Source organism: Promicromonospora sp. NPDC019610, assembly GCF_044389365.1.
Taxonomy (GTDB): Bacteria; Actinomycetota; Actinomycetes; order Actinomycetales; family Cellulomonadaceae; genus Promicromonospora.
The window spans coordinates 1,985,336-2,001,607 of sequence record NZ_JBIRXX010000002.1 but is presented as its reverse complement, the minus strand read 5'-3'; the positions used below and the strand labels follow the sequence as shown (position 1 = coordinate 2,001,607).

The 16,272-nt window shown below is 70.5% G+C and carries 17 protein-coding genes; 10 read left to right on the top strand and 7 right to left on the bottom strand.

The window, feature by feature from the left end; genetic code table 11:
* Nucleotide 1: 1 nt before the first annotated feature.
* Complete coding sequence (locus ACH45N_RS20560; protein WP_397397230.1) at nt 2-1,381, top strand: dipeptidase; 1,380 nt, start codon at nt 2-4, stop codon at nt 1,379-1,381.
* On the opposite strand, the gene ACH45N_RS20555 is transcribed toward ACH45N_RS20560, so the two are convergent.
* The 3 genes from ACH45N_RS20555 to nadA form a co-directional block, all read right to left on the bottom strand.
* Complete coding sequence (locus ACH45N_RS20555; protein WP_397397228.1) at nt 1,378-1,923, bottom strand: acyl-CoA thioesterase; 546 nt, start codon at nt 1,921-1,923, stop codon at nt 1,378-1,380. The genes ACH45N_RS20560 and ACH45N_RS20555 overlap by 4 nt on opposite strands.
* Nucleotides 1,924-2,017: 94 nt before the next feature.
* Complete coding sequence (locus tag ACH45N_RS20550) at nt 2,018-2,623, bottom strand: DJ-1/PfpI family protein (RefSeq protein WP_397397226.1); 606 nt, start codon at nt 2,621-2,623, stop codon at nt 2,018-2,020.
* 13 nt (nt 2,624-2,636) lie between these two features.
* Nucleotides 2,637-3,851, bottom strand: coding sequence for a quinolinate synthase NadA (nadA, locus tag ACH45N_RS20545; protein WP_397397531.1), 1,215 nt, complete (start codon nt 3,849-3,851; stop codon nt 2,637-2,639).
* Nucleotides 3,852-3,892: 41 nt separating this feature from the next.
* Between nadA and ACH45N_RS20540 the strand changes: the two genes are divergently transcribed.
* Nucleotides 3,893-4,468 (top strand): hypothetical protein, encoded by a 576-nt coding sequence (locus tag ACH45N_RS20540; protein ID WP_397397224.1) that lies wholly within the window; start codon nt 3,893-3,895, stop codon nt 4,466-4,468.
* A 162-nt stretch (nt 4,469-4,630) separates the two neighbouring features.
* Nucleotides 4,631-4,984: an iron-sulfur cluster insertion protein ErpA gene (erpA, locus tag ACH45N_RS20535; RefSeq protein ID WP_020014294.1), complete on the top strand. Its 354-nt coding sequence runs from the start codon at nt 4,631-4,633 to the stop codon at nt 4,982-4,984.
* A gap of 156 nt (nt 4,985-5,140) precedes the next feature.
* Here erpA and ACH45N_RS20530 read toward each other — a convergent pair whose 3' ends face one another.
* Both ACH45N_RS20530 and ACH45N_RS20525 read right to left on the bottom strand, forming a co-directional pair.
* Entirely contained in the window at nt 5,141-5,437 is a 297-nt protein-coding gene (locus ACH45N_RS20530; RefSeq protein ID WP_397397221.1) for a sulfurtransferase TusA family protein, read from the bottom strand.
* Between the two features lie 45 nt (nt 5,438-5,482).
* On the bottom strand, nt 5,483-6,676 hold the full coding sequence (locus tag ACH45N_RS20525; protein WP_397397219.1) for a cysteine desulfurase family protein: 1,194 nt from the start codon (nt 6,674-6,676) through the stop codon (nt 5,483-5,485).
* Between the two features lie 354 nt (nt 6,677-7,030).
* Here ACH45N_RS20525 and coxB point away from each other — a divergent pair, with 354 nt between their 5' ends.
* The 3 genes from coxB to ACH45N_RS20510 are packed head-to-tail and all read left to right on the top strand — an operon-like array spanning nt 7,031 to nt 10,166.
* Nucleotides 7,031-7,954, top strand: a complete 924-nt coding sequence (gene coxB / locus ACH45N_RS20520) for a cytochrome c oxidase subunit II (RefSeq protein ID WP_285104330.1) — start codon at nt 7,031-7,033, stop codon at nt 7,952-7,954.
* Complete coding sequence (ctaD, locus tag ACH45N_RS20515) at nt 7,954-9,768, top strand: cytochrome c oxidase subunit I (RefSeq protein ID WP_397397217.1); 1,815 nt, start codon at nt 7,954-7,956, stop codon at nt 9,766-9,768. Before coxB ends, ctaD begins: the two co-directional genes overlap by 1 nt.
* Nucleotides 9,765-10,166 carry a cytochrome c oxidase subunit 4 gene (locus ACH45N_RS20510; RefSeq protein WP_285104334.1) on the top strand — a complete coding sequence of 134 codons (402 nt, stop codon included), beginning with the start codon at nt 9,765-9,767 and terminating at the stop codon, nt 10,164-10,166. Before ctaD ends, ACH45N_RS20510 begins: the two co-directional genes overlap by 4 nt.
* Before the next feature lie 85 nt (nt 10,167-10,251).
* Here ACH45N_RS20510 and trpD read toward each other — a convergent pair whose 3' ends face one another.
* The gene (gene trpD, locus ACH45N_RS20505; RefSeq protein WP_397397215.1) at nt 10,252-11,301 is read right to left on the bottom strand and encodes an anthranilate phosphoribosyltransferase; all 1,050 of its coding nucleotides are present in this window, start codon (nt 11,299-11,301) and stop codon (nt 10,252-10,254) included.
* On the bottom strand, nt 11,298-11,759 hold the full coding sequence (locus tag ACH45N_RS20500) for a hypothetical protein (protein ID WP_397397213.1): 462 nt from the start codon (nt 11,757-11,759) through the stop codon (nt 11,298-11,300). The genes trpD and ACH45N_RS20500 overlap by 4 nt, the downstream gene beginning before the upstream one ends.
* Nucleotides 11,760-11,937: 178 nt before the next feature.
* Here ACH45N_RS20500 and ACH45N_RS20495 point away from each other — a divergent pair, with 178 nt between their 5' ends.
* From ACH45N_RS20495 to ACH45N_RS20480, 4 genes are all read left to right on the top strand, one after another.
* Nucleotides 11,938-12,591 (top strand): heme-copper oxidase subunit III, encoded by a 654-nt coding sequence (locus tag ACH45N_RS20495; RefSeq protein WP_397397211.1) that lies wholly within the window; start codon nt 11,938-11,940, stop codon nt 12,589-12,591.
* A 105-nt stretch (nt 12,592-12,696) separates the two neighbouring features.
* Complete coding sequence (locus ACH45N_RS20490) at nt 12,697-13,476, top strand: c-type cytochrome (RefSeq protein ID WP_397397209.1); 780 nt, start codon at nt 12,697-12,699, stop codon at nt 13,474-13,476.
* A complete protein-coding gene (locus ACH45N_RS20485) occupies nt 13,473-14,543 on the top strand; it encodes a Rieske 2Fe-2S domain-containing protein (protein WP_397397207.1) in 1,071 nt (356 codons plus the stop codon). The genes ACH45N_RS20490 and ACH45N_RS20485 overlap by 4 nt, the downstream gene beginning before the upstream one ends.
* On the top strand, nt 14,540-16,252 hold the full coding sequence (locus tag ACH45N_RS20480) for a cytochrome bc complex cytochrome b subunit (protein WP_397397205.1): 1,713 nt from the start codon (nt 14,540-14,542) through the stop codon (nt 16,250-16,252). Before ACH45N_RS20485 ends, ACH45N_RS20480 begins: the two co-directional genes overlap by 4 nt.
* Nucleotides 16,253-16,272 lie beyond the last annotated feature (20 nt).

Here is a 16,272-nt window from a genome sequence, read left to right as displayed (position 1 = left end):
CGTGACCACCGATACCACCGCGGCCCTCCGGGCCCGCGTCACCGAGCTGTTCCCCGCCCTGCAGGCCGACCTCGAAGCGCTCGTGCGCATCCCGAGCGTCTCGGCCGCCGCGTTCGACCAGACGCACGTGGCCGCCAGCGCCGCCGCCACGGCGCAGCTCCTGCGCGACGCCGGACTGCCGGACGTCCAGATCCTGTCCGCCCCGCGCCCCGACGGCACGCCCGGCGCGCCCGCCGTCGTCGCCCGCCGCCCCGCGCCCGAGGGTGCGCCGACCGTGCTGCTGTACGCGCACCACGACGTGCAGCCGCCGGGCGACCCCGCGACCTGGGACACCGAGCCGTTCGAGCCCACCCAGGTGGGGGAGCGGCTCTACGGCCGGGGCGCGGCCGACGACAAGGCGGGCATCGTGGCCCACCTCGGCGCGCTGCGCACGCTCGGCCTGCCCGACGGCGCGGACCTGCCCGTCGGCGTCACCGTCTTCCTGGAGGGCGAGGAGGAGTCGGGCTCGCCGTCGTTCCGGGCCTTCCTGGAGCAGTACCGCGACCTGCTCGCGGCCGACGTCATCGTCGTGGCCGACTCCACGAACTGGAAGGTGGGGGTCCCCGCCCTCACGACGTCGCTGCGTGGCCTGGTCGACGGCGAGATCGAGCTGCGGGTCCTGGACCACGCGGTGCACTCCGGCATGTTCGGTGGGGCGGTGCTGGACGCCGTCACCCTGATGTCGCGCCTCGTCGCGTCGTTCCACGACGCGGCCGGCGACGTCGCGGTCGAGGGCCTGGTCACCGCGCCCGAGCCCGAGGTCGACTACTCCGAGGCCGAGTTCCGCGCCGACTCCTCGCTGCTCGACGGCGCGGAGCTCGCCGGCACCGGCACGCTCTCGGGACGGCTCTGGTCCAAGCCCGCACTGTCTGTCATCGGCATGGACGTGACGTCCGTGGCGGAGGCGTCCAACACGATCGCGCCGCGCTGCGCCGCGAAGATCTCGCTGCGGCTCGCGCCGGGCCAGGACCCGGTCGCGGCCGACGCCGCCCTCGCCGCCCACGTGGCCAAGCACGCGCCGTTCGGCGCGCACGTCACGTGGCGCTCGGGCGAGCAGGGCAAGCCCTTCCTCGCCCCGGGCGACACGGCGGCGATGCGGGCGGCCCGCGCCGCCTTCACCGAGGCGTGGGGCACCCCGCCGGTCGACGTCGGCGTGGGCGGGTCCATCCCGTTCATCGCAGACCTGCTCGAGATCTTCCCGGACGCCGCGATCCTCGTGACCGGCGTCGAGGACCCGGACTCGCGGGCGCACGGCGCGAACGAGTCGGTGCACCTCGGCGAGCTGCGGAACGTCGTGCTGGCCGAGGCCCTGCTGCTCACCAAGATCGGCGAGGGCCTCTAACCCTTGGTGGCGGGCTCGCGCGGTGCGACATCCATCGCGCGGGCCCAGGCCGCGACGTCCTCGGGGAGCGCGGGGGAGGGCAGGTCCTGCCCGGTCGCGTCCCGGACGACGTCGAGCGCCGAGATCCGGTTGCCCTTGCGGTCCAGGAACCGGCTGGCGACGATCCCGCGGGCGCACAGCTTGTCGCCCCGTGTGAAGACCTGCTCCAGGTAGAAGACGCGCTCGTCCCAGCCCAGGATCCGGGTCGTGATCTCGAACCGCTCGAACGGCTGCAGGGAGCGCCGGTACTTGATGGTCGACGCCGCGACCACGGGGGCCCAGCCCTTCTCCTTGGCGATCGGGAACATGCCGAGGTCGGCGATCTGGTTGTTCCGGGCCACGTCCATCATCTGCAGGTACGTGCCGTTGTTGACGTGCAGGTACGAGTCGAGGTCCAGGGGCCCCACACGCATCCGGGTGACCGACGGGTCGAGCAGGGTCTGTCCGGGGCGGGCCTTGCGCGGGAAGAGTCCGGTCCAGGTGAGCTGGAGCATGCGAGCCATGCGTCGAAGGTTATACCGGGAACCGGCAGTATCAGATACCTTGTCCGGCCCCTGTGGATGGTCCGGCGTCCGTGGAATGTCCGGCGCTCGTGGATCAGGTCGTGCCGGGCGGCGTCGCCGGGTGCTGGATCGCGTTGCGCACCAGCCGCCCCACGGCCGGCGTCTCCAGGCGTTCCACAAGGTGGAGCGCCATGTCGATGCCCGAGGAGACGCCCGCGGACGTGATCACGTCGCCGTCGTCCACGTACCGCGCCTCGGTGTCCACCAGCACGCTCGGGTCCAGCTCGGTGAGCTCGTCGTAGTGCTCGTGGTGCGTGGTGGCGGGCCGCCCCGCGAGCAGCCCGGCGGCGGCCAGGGGCAGCGCGCCCGTGCAGACACTCGCCAGGATCGGGGTCTGCTTGCGGATCTGACGCAGCCACTCCAGGTGCCCGGGCTCGGCCAGCAGCGGCCGCGTGCCCAGGCCGCCCGGGTAGACCAGCACGTGCAGCGGGCCTATGTCGTCCGCGCCGTGCGCGGGCAGGATCCGCAGCCCCTTGGCGAGCCGCACGCCGGCGCCGTCCCACGAGAACGTGCTCACGGTCGGCCGCAGCTGCGAGTGGGAGCCCCACTCCGCGAAGACCTCGAAGGGCCCGACGACGTCGAGCTCCTCCGCCCCGTCGAAGACGAAGATCCCGATGCGCAGCCCGCCGTTGCCGCTCACACGCTCAGCCCGGTCAGATTCCGGGAAGGGCCAGCATCTGGTCGAGCGCCACGCGCGCCCAGTGGGCGTCGTCGGCGTCCACGACGATCCGGTTCACCATGCGTCCCTCCACGAGCGACTCCATGGCCCACACCAGGTGGGGCAGGTCGATGCGGTTCATGGTGGAGCAGAAGCACACCGTCGAGTCGAGGTAGTGCACCTGCTTGTCGGGGTGCGCGCGGGCGACGCGGCGGACCAGGTTGAGCTCCGTGCCGATGGCCCACGAGGAGCCGGGCTCGGCGGCGTCGAGCTGCTTGATGATGTACTCGGTCGAGCCGACGTAGTCGGCCGCGGTGACGACCTCGTGCTTGCACTCGGGGTGCACCATCACGTTGATCCCGGGCACCGCCGCACGGATGTCGGTGACGTTCTGCTCCGAGAAGCGGCCGTGCACCGAGCAGTGCCCGCGCCACAGGATCATCCGGGCGTCGCGCAGCTCCTGGTCGGTGAGCCCGCCGTTCAGCTTGCGCGGGTCGAACACCACGCACTCGTCCAGCGACATCGCGAGCTCCAGCACCGCGGTGTTGCGGCCCAGGTGCTGGTCGGGCAGGAAGAGCACCTTGCCGGTGCCGTCGATGCCGCCCACCTGGTCGAACGCCCAGCGCAGCGCGACCTCCGCGTTGGAGGAGGTGCAGACGGTACCGCCGTGGCGCCCGGTGAACGCCTTGATGGCGGCCGACGAGTTCATGTAGGTGACGGGGATCGTCGAGTCCGCGACGCCGACGTCCTGCAGCACGGCCCAGGCCTCCTCGACCTGGCCGATCGCGGCCATGTCGGCCATGGAGCAGCCGGCGGCGAGGTCAGGCAGCACGACCTGCTGCGCGTCGGAGGTGAGGATGTCCGCGCTCTCGGCCATGAAGTGCACGCCGCAGAACAGGATGAACTCGGCCTCGGGACGGGCAGCCGCCTCGCGCGCGAGCTTGAAGGAGTCACCGGTGACGTCGGCGAAGTCGATGACCTCGTCGCGCTGGTAGTGGTGGCCCAGGACGAACGCGCGGCTGCCGAGGGCGGCCCGCGCCGCGCGGGCCCGGTCCACCAGGTCCGGGTCGCTCGGTGCGGGCAGCTCGCCCGTACACTCCACGCCGCGCTCGGAGGCCAGGTCACGCCCCTGGCCGAGCAGCAGCAACGGGGACGACGCGGGCTCGGAGAAGCCGGAGTATTCAGCCAGCAGGGTGCTCACGGTCACCATCATGACACGCGGTGGTGACACCTTGACCGGACGATGCCACGATGCCTCTCGTGCACGTGCTGCTGCTTGCCGAGACCCTGCCCGACGCCGAGCGACTGGCCTCCGCGTGGCGTGCCGCCGCGCCGCACGCCGGCACCGAGGCACGGGCCGTCCGGGTGCCCGCGGCTGCTGCCGTGCCCGCAGCTGGTCCGGGTACCGGGCACGACGACGGCGCGGGCCGCGGCGTCCTCCTCGCGGGTCCGGCGATCCCGGTCGGCCGGCCGGCCGCCGTCGGGCCGCAGGACGTGGGGCCCGCCCACCCCGGGCCGGCCGCGCCCGGCCCCGCCCCGTCGGCCCTGCCGCGGGCGGAGCAGGCGGCGCTGACCGACGCCGCCGCCCGCGCCGACGTCGTCGTGGCGTACGTCACGCTGCTCGACGGCGAGGGGCTGCACCGGGGGGTGGTCGTGGAGGCGGCGGCCGCCGCCGCGCCGCACGCCGTCCCCGTCGTCGTGCTCACCGGACGCAGCCAGGTGAGCAGGCGGGAGTGGTCCACGGCGGGCCTCAGCGGGGTGCACGAGGTGGCGGACGACGACGTCGCGCGTGTGGCCCGGACGTGGACGCCGGGCTGGGCCCGGTGACCGCGCGGGTGACGCCGCGCACGTGGAACGGTGATGGGCTCGGGCGGCACCTGGGCGTACGATCTGAGAACAGACCGGAACGCGGGAACAGACGGACCAGCCGATGAGTTGGCAACGTTCAAGGATCGACTACCGGTATGTCGAACACGATCGGGAGATGACATGACCGACACCACCACGGACATCGCTACCCACGGCGTCAACGTCACCGACGTCGCCGCGGGCAAGGTCCGTAGTCTGCTCGAGCAGGAGGGCCGCGACGACCTGCGCCTCCGCGTAGCGGTGCAGCCGGGTGGCTGCTCCGGGCTGATCTACCAGCTCTACTTCGACGAGCGGGTGCTCGACGGGGACGCTCTGCGCGACTACGACGGCGTCGAGGTCGTCGTGGACAAGATGAGCGTGCCGTACCTCGAGGGCGCCACGATCGACTTCAAGGACACCATCGAGCAGCAGGGCTTCACGATCGACAACCCGAACGCCGGCAGCGCATGCGCCTGCGGCGGGTCGTTCTCCTGATCGAAGCTCGCTGAGCGCAGTCTCGGCACGACGGGCCGGTCACCCCAGGGTGACCGGCCCGTCGTCGTCCCCGGTTGTCCCCATTGAGGCCCGGGTTTCTTCGCTTTGGCGCCGTCCAAAGCGAAGAAACCCGGGCCTCAAAGGGGAGTTCACAAATCAGCCGAGGCGGACCGTGACGGCCCAGCCGTCCCAGTCGTCGTCCTGACCCTGGTCCTTGCTCCGGTGCTGGTCGTTCGGGTCCTGGTCCGCCGGGTCGTGGGCCCGGTGCTCCCGGGTTCCCACGTGCTCGTGGCCGCGCATCCGGCACCACGCGGGGACGTCGTGCTTGGCCGCGGGGTCGGTCGACAGGACGGTCAGCTCCGTGCCCGCGGGCAGGCCCTTCGCGGCCGCGGCGAGCCGGATCACGGGCAGCGGGCAGCGCAGCCCGCGGGCGTCCACCAACGTGTCAGACACACGGGTCACTCTAGTGACCTGTACGTCTGACACGGGCGACGTTCGTCAGAGACCGCCGACGCCCAGCATCTCGCGGACCTTCGACACCGCGCCCGGGAGGACCGCGCAGAAGCGGTCGACCTCGTCGGCCGTGGTGGACCGGTCCAGGGCGATCCGCACGTTGCCGTGGGTGAGCACGCCCATCGCCGCCAGCACGTGCGACGGCTCCAGCGTGCTCGCGGTGCAGGCCGATCCCGAGCCGACGGCGAACCCGTGCCGGTCCAGCTCCGTCACGAGCGCCTCGCCGTCCACGTAGAGGAACGAGAACGTGGCGACGTGAGGGAGCCGGTCGTCCGGGTCGCCCACCATCTCGACGTCGGGGATCCGGGCCACGGCGGCGCGTACCCGTTCCACCAGGGCTCGACGCCGCGCGTCCTGCGCCACGCGGTCGGACTCGACGGCCTGCAGCGCCACCGCGGCGGCGAACGCGAGCGGCACGCTCACGCCACCCGGGGCCCACGGGTCCTCGTCCTCGGGTCCGACGGGCGCGGTGCGCACCCGCTGCCGGACGGCGAGGACGCCGACACCGGCGGGGCCGCCCCAGTCGGCCGGGTCGGCGGCGAGGAGGTCCCAGGTGTCGGGCACCGCCACGTGGCCGACGCTCGCCCCGGCGTCGACCAGCAGGGGGACGCCGGCCGCGCGGGCGGCGTCGTGCACCGCCTCGACCGGCTGGACCGTGCCCACCTCGCCGTTCGCGTGCTGGAGCGCGGCCAGCGCGACGCCGGGCGCCCCGACCGCCGCGACCATGGCGTCGACGTCGACCCGCCCGAGCCGGTCGACGGGCACGGGACCGGCCGGCACACCGGCACCCCCAGCACCAGCATCCCCAGCACCAGCACCACCCGCGGCGAGCGTCGCCGCGTGCAGCACGGCGGCCCGCTCGACCGCGCTGACGACGACCGCGGAGCCGGCGCGCCGCCGGGCCGCGGCCGCCGACGCGACCGCCGTGTGGAGGGAGGCGGTGTGGCTCGGCGTGAACCGCACCTCCTGGGTGCGCGCGCCGAGCACGGCGGCGATCGCCTCGCGGGCCCCGTCGAGCAGCCGGGCCGCACGGCGACCCTCGGCGTGCAGCCGGCGCGGGTCGGCCCAGCCGTCGGCGAGGGCCTGCTCGAACGCCTGCCGGGCGAGCGGGTGCCACGGGGCGCGTCCGCCGTTGTCGAGGTAGACCCGTTCGGGGATACCGGGGGTGGCGTGGCTCACACGTCCTCCTGCTGCTGTGACCTGGCTCGTCCGGCGGCTCACCGGAGGCCCGATCGGGGCCTGATCTCGGGTTCTGACGGCGGCCCGCGGCGTGCCGCCGCCGTCGTCCACCTGATCCTCGCACCCCCGCCCGCCGGTCCGTCGCGGCGATCGTTCTGACACGACCTGGGTGGGTGTCCTGAACAGCGTCGATGTGTGCCCGAGGTGCGGAGTGCGTCACGTTCCCGTGCGGGCCTTCCGGGCATCATCAGGCCCCGGAGCGCGCTAGGCTGCATCCCATCGAGGACGAAGGTTCTGCGTGGAGCTCGGGAGGAAACCGGTGCGACGCGCCGGACGAGACGTGAAAGGCCTCCCTTGCACTCGAAGCCACCTACCCGCACCCGGCGGGCCATCCTGCGTGCGTCGGCTCTTGCCGCCGCAGTCGCAGTGCTGGCCTCCGGCTGCGCAAGTGAATCCGTCCAGCGCGGATACCTGCCCGGCTACAGCGACGGGGAGGTGACTAACCAGACCGAGCGCATCACCGACCTGTGGGTGGGCTCGTGGATCGCTGCTCTCGCCGTGGGGATCGTGACCTGGGGCCTGATGCTGTGGTGCATCGCGGCCTACCGGAAGCGCAAGGACGACCACCAGCTCCCGGTGCAGACGCGCTACCACCTGCCGCTCGAGCTCATGTACACGGCCGTGCCCATCATCATGGTGCTGGTGCTGTTCTGGTACACCGACCGCGACGTGACGGCCATCAAGACCGTCGACGGCACCGCGACCGAGCACATCCAGGTCATCGGCAAGCAGTGGAGCTGGGACTTCAACTACCTCGACGCCGACGTGTACGACTACGGCGAGCACGAGGCGGACCCCGGCAGCGTCACGGCGGAGGACGAGCTCGACGGCGCCGTCGGCACCTCGACGTCCTTCCCGACGCTCTACCTGCCGGTGAACGAGACGGTCGAGTTCACGCTCGACTCGCGCGACGTCATCCACTCGTTCTGGATCCCCGCGTTCCTGTACAAGCAGGACATGATCCCGAACCGGACCAACACGTTCCAGGTCACGCCGACCCGTGAGGGCACGTACGCCGGCAAGTGCGCCGAGCTCTGCGGCGAGTTCCACTCCGGCATGCTCTTCAACGTGAAGGTCGTGTCCGCCGAGGAGTACGACGCCCACATGGCGGAGCTCGAGGCGAAGGGTCAGACCGGATCGCTCGGCATGGACCTCGCCCGCACCGCCGGCCCGGTGGAGGACCCGGCAGAAACCCTGGAAGAGGAGGCTGGGCACTGATGGCCGCAGCGACCACGACCGAGCTGATCCCGGGCCTGGCGCCCGGGAGGCAGACGCTCGGCCGGACCGTCATCAAGTGGATCACGTCCACTGACCACAAGACGATCGGGTACCTCTACCTGATCACGTCGTTCATCTTCTTCTGCATCGGCGGCCTGATGGCCCTGCTGATCCGGGCCGAGCTCTTCGAGCCGGGCATCCAGCTCGTGCAGAGCAAGGAGCAGTACAACCAGCTCTTCACGATGCACGGCACCGTGATGCTGCTGCTGTTCGCGACCCCGCTGTTCGCGGGCTTCGCGAACGTGATCATGCCGCTCCAGATCGGCGCGCCCGACGTCGCGTTCCCGCGCCTGAACATGTTCGCCTACTGGCTGTTCCTGTTCGGTGGCCTCATCACCACCGCCGGGTTCCTCACGCCGCAGGGCGCCGCGTCGTTCGGCTGGTTCGCGTACGCGCCGCTGTCGACCACCACCTACAGTCCAGGGTTGGGTGGAGACCTCTGGGTCTTCGGTCTGGCGCTGGCCGGCTTCGGCACGATCCTCGGTGCGGTCAACTTCATCACCACGATCATCACGATGCGCGCGCCGGGCATGACCATGTTCCGCATGCCGATCTTCACCTGGAACACGCTGGTCACCAGCCTCCTGGTGCTGATGGCGTTCCCGCCGCTGGCCGCGGCCCTGTTCGCGCTCGGTGCCGACCGTCGTCTCGACGCGCAGATCTTCAACCCGGAGAACGGTGGCGCCATCCTCTGGCAGCACCTCTTCTGGTTCTTCGGGCACCCCGAGGTGTACATCATCGCGCTGCCGTTCTTCGGCATCGTGTCCGAGATCTTCCCGGTCTTCAGCCGCAAGCCGATCTTCGGCTACACGGGCCTGGTCTACGCGACCATCGCCATCGCCGCTCTGTCGGTGACGGTGTGGGCGCACCACATGTACGTGACCGGCGCCGTCATGCTGCCGTTCTTCGCGTTCATGACGATGCTCATCGCGGTGCCGACAGGAGTGAAGTTCTTCAACTGGATCGGCACGCTCTGGCGAGGAAAACTCACGTTCGAGACACCGATGCTCTGGTCCATCGGCTTCCTCGTGACCTTCCTCTTCGGTGGCCTGACCGGCATCATCCTGTCGAGCCCGGCGCTGGACTTCCAGCTCTCCGACTCGTACTTCGTGGTCGCGCACTTCCACTACGTGGTCTTCGGCACCGTCGTCTTCGCGATGTTCGCCGGGTTCTACTTCTGGTGGCCCAAGATGACCGGCCGCATGCTGTCGGAGCGCCTGGGCAAGGTGCACTTCTGGATGCTCTTCGTCGGCTTCCACACCACGTTCCTCATCCAGCACTGGCTGGGTGTGGAGGGCATGCCGCGCCGTTACGCGGACTACATGCCGCAGGAGGGCTTCACCTGGGAGAACCAGGTGTCCACGATCGGCGCGTTCATCCTCGCCGCGTCCACCCTGCCGTTCTTCTGGAACGTCTACATCACCTGGCGCAAGGCGCCCAAGGTCACGGTCGACGACCCGTGGGGCTACGGCCGCTCCCTGGAGTGGGCCACGTCGTGCCCGCCGCCGCGGCACAACTTCGCCTCGCTCCCGCGCATCCGCTCGGAGTCGCCGGCGTTCGACCTGCACCACCCCGAGGTCGTCGCGATGGAGCACCCGGAGTACAACCGCGGTGTGCTCGACAACATCTACGGCGAGGCGGACCGGCGCGGTCAGGACAAGCAGGCCCAGCAGCGCGCCGCGAACGGCGGCGGCGAGTCGGGTCAGAGCAGCACGACCATCGTTGACCAGCCGGACGAGGGGACCAGCAAGTGAAGATCGAGAGCCGGCTGTTTCTCTGGGGCACACCCTTCTTCGTCCTGGCCGGGGTGGTCTACGGCTTCATGACGGACTGGCAGGAGCCGGTCGGCTACCTGGGCATGCCGCTGGTCGGCGCCCTGGTGGCGATGATCGGCGCCTACCTGACGCTGACGGCCCGGCGCATCGACGCCCGGCCCGAGGACGACCCGAACGGCAACATCGAGGACGCCGCGGGCGACCAGGGCGTGTACGCGCCCTGGAGCTGGTGGCCGCTCGCGATCGCCGGCTCCGCCGCGATCTGCTTCCTCGGCCTGGCCGTGGGCTGGTGGGTCCTGTACATCGGCTTCTGCGTGGCGATCATCGCCCTCGTGGGCTGGGTCTTCGAGTACTCGCGGGGCATCCACTCGCACTGAGTGGTCCCACGCGGCCCCTCCGCGACCAGGCAAGCGCCCCCGGACAGAGCTTCTGTCCGGGGGCGCTGCTTTGTTGTCGCGTTCGTCAGCGGCTGGCGGCGATCCAGCGGTCCAGGGTGGCCTGCGCCGCCCCGGAGTCCACGGCCTGGGCCGCGAGGCCGATGCCGGCGGTCAGCCGCTCCACGAGCGTCCCGGAGCCCGTGCCGGGCAGCGTGCCGTCGGCGACGAGGCCCGAGGCCGCGTTGAGCAGCACGGTCTCGCGGACCGGCCCGTCCTCGCCCGCCAGCACCGCCCGGGCGACGCCCGCGTTGTAGGCCGCGTCGTGGCCGCGCAGGTCCTCGACCTTGATGCGGGTCAGCCCGAGGTCGTCGGCAGGGTCGATGCGGTGCTCGGTGACCGTGCCCCCGGACACCTCCCAGACGGTGGCGCCCGCCGTCGCGGCGAGCTCGTCCAGCCCCTCGTCCCCGCGGAACACCAGCGCTGACTTGCCCCGCTCGGCGAAGACGCCCGCCATGAGCGGCGCCATCCGCGCGTCGGCGCAGCCCACCGCGGCAGCGCGGGGCTGGGCCGGGTTGGTGAGCGGGCCCAGGAAGTTGAAGGCCGTGGGCACGCCCAGCTCCTTGCGGGTCACGCCCGCGTGGCGCATGGACGGGTGGAACGCCGCCGCGAAGCAGAAGGTGATGCCTGCCTCGCGCGCGATCTGCGCGACCCGCTCCGGCGGGTGGTCCAGCCGGATGCCCAGCTCCTCCAGCACGTCCGCGCTGCCCGACGACGACGACGCCGCCCGGTTGCCGTGCTTCACGACCCGCAGGCCGGCGCCCGCGATGACCACGGAGGCCATCGTGGAGATGTTCACGGTGTGCGCACGGTCGCCGCCGGTGCCGACGATGTCCACCGACGGCCCGGGCACGTCGATGCGCACCGCGTGCTCGACCATGGAGTCGGTCAGGCCCGCGAGCTCCTCGACGGTCTCACCCTTGGCGCGCAGTGCCACCAGGAAGCCGGCGAGCTGGACGGGGGAGACCTCACCGGTCATCACCCGGTCCATGGCCCAGCGGGCCTCCTGCTGGCTCAGGTCGGCGCCGGTCATGAGCCCGGCCAGCAGGCCGGACCACGTGGGTGCCTCGAGGTTCACGCGGTACCCGCCGTCGAGGGGGCGAGCAGGCGCGCGACGGCCTCCTGGACCTTGATGGCGTCGAGCGGGCGCGCCACCACGCCGTCGGCCAGCGACCAGGTCGCGAGCCAGGCGTCCGCGGGTCGGCCCGTGAGGACCAGCACCGGGGGGCACTCGTAGATCTCGTTCTTGAGCTGGCGGCACAGGCCCATGCCGCCGGCCTGGTCGGCCTCTCCGTCGAGGACGAGCAGGTCCCACGTCTCGTTGTCGGCCTTGTCCACCACGGCGGCCGCGGTGGCGGCCTCGGCCCACACGATGTCGGGCTCGCCCGCGTGCAGGCGCGGGCCCACGGCGAGGCGTACCTGCTCGCGCACCGTGCGGTCGTCGCTGTACAGGAGGACTCGCGGGCTCGACGTCGCGCTGGGGGAGGGCGTACCGCTCGTGCCTGCGCTGGTCACATCCGTCGTCATGCCGGTCATGCGTCGATCGTGGCACAGACCCCGCCCCGGCGGCAGATGTGTCCGCGCCCTTTTCATGGCACTCTCTTCAATCGCGTCAGCAAGTGACAGCCCACGTAGGGCGTTGAAAGGACTTTGTGAGATTCGACGCGAGCGTCTGTGACGGTTCGGCGTTCGGGACACCCGAACGTCGGCCATAATGGCTGTCGTGTCGACCGCAACGGCTGCAGCCACCCCCACGCACCAGCACGTGACAGTCAATCGTCCGAACCCGGTCTCGGTCGGGACGATCGTCTGGCTCGCGAGCGAGCTCATGTTCTTCGCAGCGCTCTTCGCGATGTACTTCACCGTCCGGCAGACCATGCCGGCCGAGGAGTGGGCGCTACAGGCGGACAAGCTGAACATCACCTTCTCCACGATCAACACGATCGTCCTGGTGCTGTCCTCGTTCACCTGCCAGTGGGCGGTCTTCAAGGCCGAGCAGTTCAAGCCGTCGCGCTCCGGGAAGCTCTTCCAGTTCTGGACCTGGGGCATGCACGAGTGGCTGACCATGACCTACCTCATGGGCGCGTTCTTCATCGGCGGCCAGATCTTCGAGTACACCGAGCTGGTGCACGAGGGCCTGACCATCTCGTCCAGCCCCTACGGTTCGGTCTTCTACATGACCACCGGCTTCCACGGCCTGCACGTCACCGGCGGCCTGATCGCCTTCCTCTTCGTGCTCGGCCGCTCCTTCGCCGCCAAGCGCTTCGGTCACCACGAGGCCACCACCACGATTGTCACGTCCTACTACTGGCACTTCGTCGACGTGGTGTGGATCGCGCTCTTCGCGGTGATCTACCTGCTGCGCTGACCGGTCGCGCGGCCGCCCCCGGGCAGCCGCGCCTCACGGCCACGTGCGGTGGCATAGGTTCATAACAGAGAAGCTCAACACTCACAGCGAGACGAGGAAATTTTCGTGAAGGCACTCGCCGCCCGCAGGCATCACCGGCTCGCGCCGGTCGTTCTCCTGCTGCTGGCGCTGCTGACCACGGGCGGCGTCTACGCCGCCCTGGCTCCGAGCACGGCTAAGGCCGAGACCGTCAGCACCGCGGACATCGAGACCGGTAAGAAGCTGTTCCAGGCCAACTGCGCGACGTGCCACGGCGCGAACGCCGAGGGCACCGACGGCGTGCCGTCCCTGGTGGGCGTCGGCGCTGCCGCCGTCGACTTCCAGGTGTCGACCGGCCGCATGCCGATGCAGATGAACGGCCCGCAGGCCGAGGCCAAGCCGCCGCAGTTCGACGCGGAGCAGACCGCGGCGCTGGCCGCGTACGTCGCCTCGCTGGGCGCCGGCCCCGCCATCCCGACCGACGAGCAGGTCGATCCCGCGCTGGGTGACCCCTCGAACGGCATGGCCCTCTTCCGCACCAACTGCGCCATGTGCCACAACGCCGTGGGCGCCGGCGGCGCACTCTCGGAGGGCAAGTTCGCCCCCGCCCTCTGGGAGACGTCCGAGCGGAACATCTACCAGGCGATGCTCACCGGCCCGCAGTCGATGCCGGTGTTCAACGACGCGAACATCACGCCGGACGAGAAGCGCGACATCGTGTCGTTCCTCGTCGAGCAGCGCGAGGGTTCGGCCGGCGGTAACGCGCTCGGCGCCCTCGGACCGGTGTCCGAAGGTCTCTGGGCCTTCGTGATCGGCCTCGGCCTGCTCATCGGCGCCGCAGTGTGGATCGGAGCGAAGTCCTCGTGAGCGAGAACCAGAACAACCCCGCCGACACCTCGCGCGAGGTGACGGTCACCCCCGAGGCGGGTACCGCCGTCGGGCACCCGGAGCGGTTCCCGGACCCGGGCGTCCCGGAGCACAAGCACCGCCTGACGGACACCGACCCGCGCGCCGCCAAGCGCGCCGAGCGGACCGTCACCATCCTGTTCGTGCTGTCGATCCTGGGCACGGTCGGCTCGATCGTCGCCTACGTGATGGTCCCGCCGGACGGCACCACGTCGGGCGTCCGCCTGTCGACCCTGCTGCTCGGCCTCGGCCTCGCGGTGTCGCTGCTCGGCATCGGCATCGCCGGCATCCACTGGGCCAAGTCGCTCATGGGCGACAAGGAGATGGTCCAGGAGCGGCACCCGCTCGCGACGAACGACGAGGACCGCGCCATCGCGGTCCAGGACCTGAACGATGGCCTTGCCGACTCGGGCGTCGTCGGACGCCGTGGTGTGCTCAAGGGCGCTTTCTTCGGTGCCCTGGCGCTGTTCCCGCTGGCCATCGCGGTGCCGCTGATCGGCTCCGTGGGCGGCGACTGGAACGTCTCCAAGTTCAAGCACACGATGTGGAAGAACGGCACGCGCCTGGCGATCGACCCCTCGGGCCGGCCCATCAAGGCCGCCGACGTCACCGTCGGCTCCGTCTTCCACGTGATCCCGGAGACCACCGAGGAGTTCCGCTCGACGCACGAGTGGATCAACGAGAAGTCCAAGGCCGTGGTCCTGATGGTCCGCCTCAACCCGGAGGACCTCCGTACGGACCAGTCGCCCGAGGGCGAGACGTGGTCGCACGAGGGGATCGTCGCCTACTCGAAGATCTGCACGCACGTGGGCTGCCCGGTGGCCCTGTACGAGCAGCAGACCCACCACCTCCTGTGCCCCTGCCACCAGTCGACGTTCGACATCGCGGACAGCGCGAAGGTCGTCTTCGGCCCGGCCAACCGCCGGCTGCCGCAGCTGCCGATCACGGTCGACGACGAGGGCTACCTCGTCGCGCAGGACGACTTCGCCGAGCCCATCGGCCCGAGCTTCTGGGAGCGCCTGAAGTGAGCACCGCGACCCACGACACCAAGCCCGAGGCACCGGCCAAGCCGACGACGACCGTCGGCAAGGCCGCGGACTACCTCGACCAGCGCACCTCCATCGGCGTCGCCGTCAAGGAGTTCGCGCGCAAGGTCTTCCCGGACCACTGGTCCTTCATGCTCGGCGAGATCGCCCTCTTCTCGTTCGTGGTGCTGATCATCTCGGGCTTCTTCCTGACGATGTTCTTCGAGCCGTCGATGGCGCTCACCACCTACGAGGGTGAGCACCCCGCGACCATGCACGGTCAGCTCATGTCCGTCGCGTTCGCCTCGACCCTCGACATGTCGTTCGAGGTGCGTGGCGGTCTGCTCATGCGGCAGATCCACCACTGGTCGGCCCTGATCTTCATGGCCTCGATCGTGGTGCACATGATGCGCGTGTTCTTCACCGGCGCGTTCCGCAAGCCGCGCGAGATCAACTGGATCGTCGGCATCCTGCTCATGATCCTGGGCCTGGCGGCCGGCTTCACCGGCTACTCGCTGCCGGACGACGTGCTCTCCGGCAACGGCCTGCGCATCACCGACGGCGTGGTCAAGTCGATCCCGCTGATCGGCTCGTTCATGTCGTACATGATCTTCGGCGGCGAGTTCCCGGGCCACCACATCGTGCCGCGCCTGTTCACGCTGCACATCTTCGTGGTGCCGGGCATCCTGCTGGCGCTCATCGCGCTGCACCTGTTCCTGATGGTGCTGCAGAAGCACACCCAGTACCCGGGCGGCGGCCGCACCGACAAGAACGTCGTCGGCTACCCGGCCCTGCCGGTGTACGTCGCCAAGATGACCGGCAACTTCTTCATGGTCTTCGGCGTGCTGGCGCTCATGGGTGCCACGATGTCGATCAACAACGTGTGGAACTACGGGCCGTTCGACCCGTCACCGGTCTCCGCGGGTGCCCAGCCGGACTGGTACATGCTGTTCCTGGAGGGCTCGCTGCGACTGATGCCGGGCCAGGGCACGGAATGGGTCATCTTCGGCTACACGTTGCCGCTGAACGTGCTGATCCCTGCCGTGGTCATCCCGGGCATCCTGTTCACGTTCCTCATCGTGTACCCGTTCCTCGAGGCACGGGTGACCGGCGACGACCGCGAGCACCACGTGCTGGACCGCCCGCGCAACAAGCCGGCGCGCACCGGCCTGGGCGTCGCGTTCCTGACGGCGTTCATCATCCTGGCCCTGGCCGGGTCGAACGACCTCATCGCCACGCACTTCGCGCTGTCGATCAACGCGATCACCTGGGTGTTCCGCGTCCTGTTCTTTGTGGGGCCGGTGTTCGCGTACTTCGTCACCAAGCGCATCTGCCTCGGGCTGCAGCGCAAGGACCGCGAGCTGGTGCTGCACGGCCACGAGTCGGGCCGCATCGTGCGCTTCGCCACCGGCGAGTACATCGAGGTCCACACGCCGCTCGACGAGCAGGAGCGCTGGCTGCGCGTCAACTACGACGCGCCCGCCCCGCTGGCGATCGCCCCGAAGACGGACGCCCGCGGTGTGAAGCGCAAGGGTTACGGCGCCGACAAGCGCTGGCAGGGCCTGTCCCGGTTCTTCTACGAGGACCGTGTCTCGCCCGTGACCCCGGCCGAGGTGGCCGCCGCGCACTCGCACGGCGAGCACGACGAGCTGCACGGCTCCGAGCGCCAGGCCGTAGAGGCCGGCGCAGGAGCCACCTCGCGGGAGCACTGAGCGACCTGCGACACCAAGCG